The organism is Bacteroidota bacterium (genome assembly GCA_018692315.1).
Classification (GTDB): Bacteria; Bacteroidota; Bacteroidia; order Bacteroidales; family JABHKC01; genus JABHKC01.
This window is the reverse complement of the sequence record JABHKC010000084.1, coordinates 1-3,947: the sequence shown is the minus strand read 5'-3', so window position 1 is coordinate 3,947 and position 3,947 is coordinate 1. Positions and strand designations below refer to the sequence as shown.

Here is a 3,947-nt window from a genome sequence, read left to right as displayed (position 1 = left end):
TGCACATCATCTTTGACCGTCCTCAATTTTTATTCCATCAAAATAGCTCGCTATTACTCAAAAATAAAAATCTGTGGTAGTTCAAATCTGACACACATTTTGAACTTTCGAGACGAAAATTTATGAATTATTCAGGTTAAAACAAGTTTCGGACTCAAAGCAAAAAATGTTTCGTTTCACAGATTTCCAAAAACTTTGCGTCTTTGCTTCTTTGCGAGAATTTTTTCTGGTTTATCCAGCTTAGGCTTTTATTTGACAGAGTAACTATTTAGTTGCAACTACGCATCTGTCTAATTTTACATCCGTAAGATAACCATTGCATTGTCCTTTTATTTTTATGTTTTTACCAACTTTCAATTTGTTTATTTCTTCTTTTTGTTGAACTGCATAAACACTGTCTAACATACAAGTAACTCCAAATAATTCATCAATAAATGATATTTCATAGCTTCCTGAGAGATTTTTTATTTTTATTATTTCGCCTTCAACTTGTATAATTGTTCCCAAATATTTCGCATTTGCTTTATCTTCGTCTTCTTCATATGCAGAAAATAGTTCGGAAGCCGAAATAGTATGCTCTGCTTTCAAATTGAATGTATTTTTATGTGGCTTGTGAAATATGTATAGATATGCTCCAATACTGCAAATTATAAGAATCAAGCTAACTGTCAATATTATGGTTGTTTTTTTCATCTTAATTTTGGTTTTAATAGTGTTGCAAGCAAGAAAATTGCGTTTTTTTATCCACCAATCTTTAAATTCATATTATTTTTCGTAGGGTTCGTAAATAATATCTATTTTAATTGTTATTGTTTCTGCAATTTTATCTTTCACTAAATCAGGAATTTCAATATTATAATCTTCTGGTTTTACTGTAATTGTGGAGCTTGCTGCTATATTTTTATCCAATACTTCTATCTGTGCTGTAGCGTTTATTTCGTGGGAAATGCCATGAATATTAAGTTTTCCTTCAATAATGCCAGAATAAATTCCTTCTTTCCCGAAGTTAATATCTTTAATATTAGTGATATGGCCATTCAATTTGGCTTTAGGAAATTTATCACTTTCCATATAATTTTCGTTAAAATGTTCTTCCATCAGAGCATTTTTAAATTTGAATGACTTAATTAAAACTCCAAAATTTATTTCTCCCTTTTTTGTTTTTAAAAAGCTAACGACTTGATTATTTTTAGCACTAATATTTTCAATAGAAGTTTCAGAAATGAAATTTATATTTCCGTTTTTAGCAATATAAACTTGTTGAGAAAGAATATTTAAACTAAATAAAGTCATTGAGAGTATGGCTATTATATACTTTTTCATAATTGTGAGTTTAATTTATTATTGAAAAGAAAAAATTCTGGTAATGTTAAAACCGAGATGTATATCACCTTTGAAAAAATCGTCATTGTTCTCGCCTGAAATAAAACCGCCTTCGTTCATGAGAGAGGAATTTGATAGCATTAGTTGAAAAACATGTCCTCCGGTTTCAATATTTATCCCAATAGACAATGGATCATTGTAGTTTGGTTTATATCTGGCATTTCGAATTGAGTAATAGTATTCTGCTGTTAGAGCAATTCTTTTTGAAAGTTTATATCGACCACCAAAGCCAATTGCAAATAAATCATTCATATCTAATACAGTTGACACCAGGTTTTTATGAATTAATGTAGGGCTTATTTGTAATGATAGTTTTTCATTAAACTTGCGAGCAATTAAAAATTGGTGGACATAACTAAATCGCGATGATAGGTAATTTTTGTTTTCTAAATTTGATAAGTCGGTTGTAAAGGCTTCAAAACTTGCAAAATAGCTTAATGAAAATGGCATATTTTTTTTACCTGAGCTTTGGCGTACAATTCTAAATTTGAGGAATCCATCGTAGGTTTTATTAAAGGAACTTCTGCCATAGCCTACCATCAACCAATCTGTCACACCATATTCCAAATTTAATCGAATGGACGAAATGTCGATTCCGAAAAAATCGCTTATTCCATTATTCACAGAGCCAAATCGGTGCGAAATTCTAAAATCTAAATGCTGTTTTTTTAATTGTTCGACTGTATGGCCATTTATTAGATGGGTAGATTTGAATGTTGCACTTGAATAATTTATTTCTTCGTTTAATTCTTCATTCAATAATTCGTCTATGTCTTGCCCAGATATTATATTTACAAAGAAAACTAATATCAATGGGATTATATAATTTTTCATCTGTTTTGCTTTTTAATTGTTAATAGCACCTTCGGAAATCCAAATTTCAAATTGTTTTATTTTGCAATCGTCCATTTTTCCACTGCCTTTTGGCATTGGTTCATAACCTGAATTTTGCAAAATTGAGCCTAATAATTGGCCATTAGTAACATATATTTCTATGTCTTCAAAGTTTTCCAATTTTATATCGGAGCCATAAACTGCAGCAGTTGAGTTTGAATGACATGACAAACAATTCATTTCAATTATTGGAGAAATATTTTCGCTATAAGTAACATTTACAGTATCGCACGATGATGAAATCTCGGGATACAACAATTCTTCTTTGTCGTAATAACATGATTGCAATGCAACAATAACAATCATTATTAATATGAATTTAAATATTCTGATTATGTTCATTTTTTTATTTTATTAATTGTTTTGAGATCCAGATTCAACCCATTTTTCTATTTGATGTATCTCACATTGAGTAAGCCCTGAAGGGGGCATTAGAGGTTTGTTGTTTAATTCATTTAAAACTTCAATTAAACTCCCATCATCCGCAATAGATTTTACTTGGTTATAATTGGTAAGGTTTATTTCTGCAGATGGAGATGCTCCGCTGTGACAGCCTTTACAATTGTTTTCAATAATCCCGGCAATAGCATCTGAGAATGTAAAAACGCTTGTGTCACATAATGATTGACATTCATCATTTGTAGCTCCATTATTTATCCACTCTTTAATTTTTGCAATTTGAGCATTTGTTAAAGGTAAGTAGGGTGGTGGTGGCATTAAATCGTCACCGGTTTCAGTTAGAACTTCTATCATTTCACTATTTGAAGCAGAATATGGAATTACTAATTCATCATCTGAAGTCATGACAAAGTTATAGTTTGTCAAGATAATGTCGTCTTCATGAGAAGTTTCATCATGACAATTAGATATACCACAGGAGGACATTAATATTGGCAGAATATCTCTGGAAAAACATGCCGATGTATCATAAACGATTTGGACTATTGAGTCATTTATACAACTTGTATTTTTTGCTCCTTGGTCTATCCAGATTTGTATTAAGGTTCTTGCTTCTTGTGATAATGGAGCAGCAGGAGGCATTGGATGTTCAAATAATGATATTATTGCCTGATATGCTTTACTATCAAAAGCATTACCTGGAGAAATTGAAGCCATTATTGTATTGTAATCAACATAAATAAGATCATCTTCGGCTGTGGCAGCATCATGGCAATTACTTATTCCACAACTATTTTGAAAAATTGGTAACACTTCATTTTCAAAACAAATTTCAGACATTTCTATTGCAACTGGTAAATCATGTTCACAAGAGTATAGCATTATTCCTGAAATACTTAAAATGCCTAAGTATATTAAAATTCGGTTGTTCATATTTTTGTAACTTTTTACTAAAATTAATTGCTCAAATTTCGGATTTTGCAAGTTATTTATATTTAACTCAACTTGTTAAAACTAATTTGTAATTGTTTGATAATGTGGGTGAGCACATTATATGTTTTTATTTCGGGTACTATGTTTTTTTCATTTTCTAAAGTATTGTATTTCTTTTAATTATAGTCTTAATAAGCATCCTACAAAGATAAAAAGAATATACCAACAAAAAAGTCGATTCGAGGACTACGGAGACTTTTTTAAACGCATATGTGGTATGTTAAGCTATTATGATTGCAAAAAGTTAAAATAGAGTTAATATTTATGACTTTTAGAGG

The 3,947-nt window shown here is 30.1% G+C and carries 5 protein-coding genes; all 5 read right to left on the bottom strand.

From position 1 onward, the window contains the following. Positions 1-264: 264 nt before the first annotated feature. The 5 genes from HN894_06735 to HN894_06715 all read right to left on the bottom strand — a co-directional run bounded on the left by HN894_06735 (position 265) and on the right by HN894_06715 (position 3,609). Complete coding sequence (locus tag HN894_06735) at positions 265-693, bottom strand: hypothetical protein (GenBank protein MBT7143017.1); 429 nt, start codon at positions 691-693, stop codon at positions 265-267. A 72-nt stretch (positions 694-765) separates the two neighbouring features. Next, on the bottom strand, positions 766-1,323 hold the full coding sequence (locus HN894_06730) for a YceI family protein (protein MBT7143016.1): 558 nt from the start codon (positions 1,321-1,323) through the stop codon (positions 766-768). Between the two features lie 18 nt (positions 1,324-1,341). After that, on the bottom strand, positions 1,342-2,217 hold the full coding sequence (locus HN894_06725; GenBank protein MBT7143015.1) for a hypothetical protein: 876 nt from the start codon (positions 2,215-2,217) through the stop codon (positions 1,342-1,344). 12 nt (positions 2,218-2,229) lie between these two features. Then, positions 2,230-2,619 carry a hypothetical protein gene (locus tag HN894_06720; GenBank protein ID MBT7143014.1) on the bottom strand — a complete coding sequence of 130 codons (390 nt, stop codon included), beginning with the start codon at positions 2,617-2,619 and terminating at the stop codon, positions 2,230-2,232. Between the two features lie 12 nt (positions 2,620-2,631). After that, on the bottom strand, positions 2,632-3,609 hold the full coding sequence (locus tag HN894_06715) for a hypothetical protein (protein ID MBT7143013.1): 978 nt from the start codon (positions 3,607-3,609) through the stop codon (positions 2,632-2,634). Between the last annotated feature and the right edge of the window lie 338 nt (positions 3,610-3,947).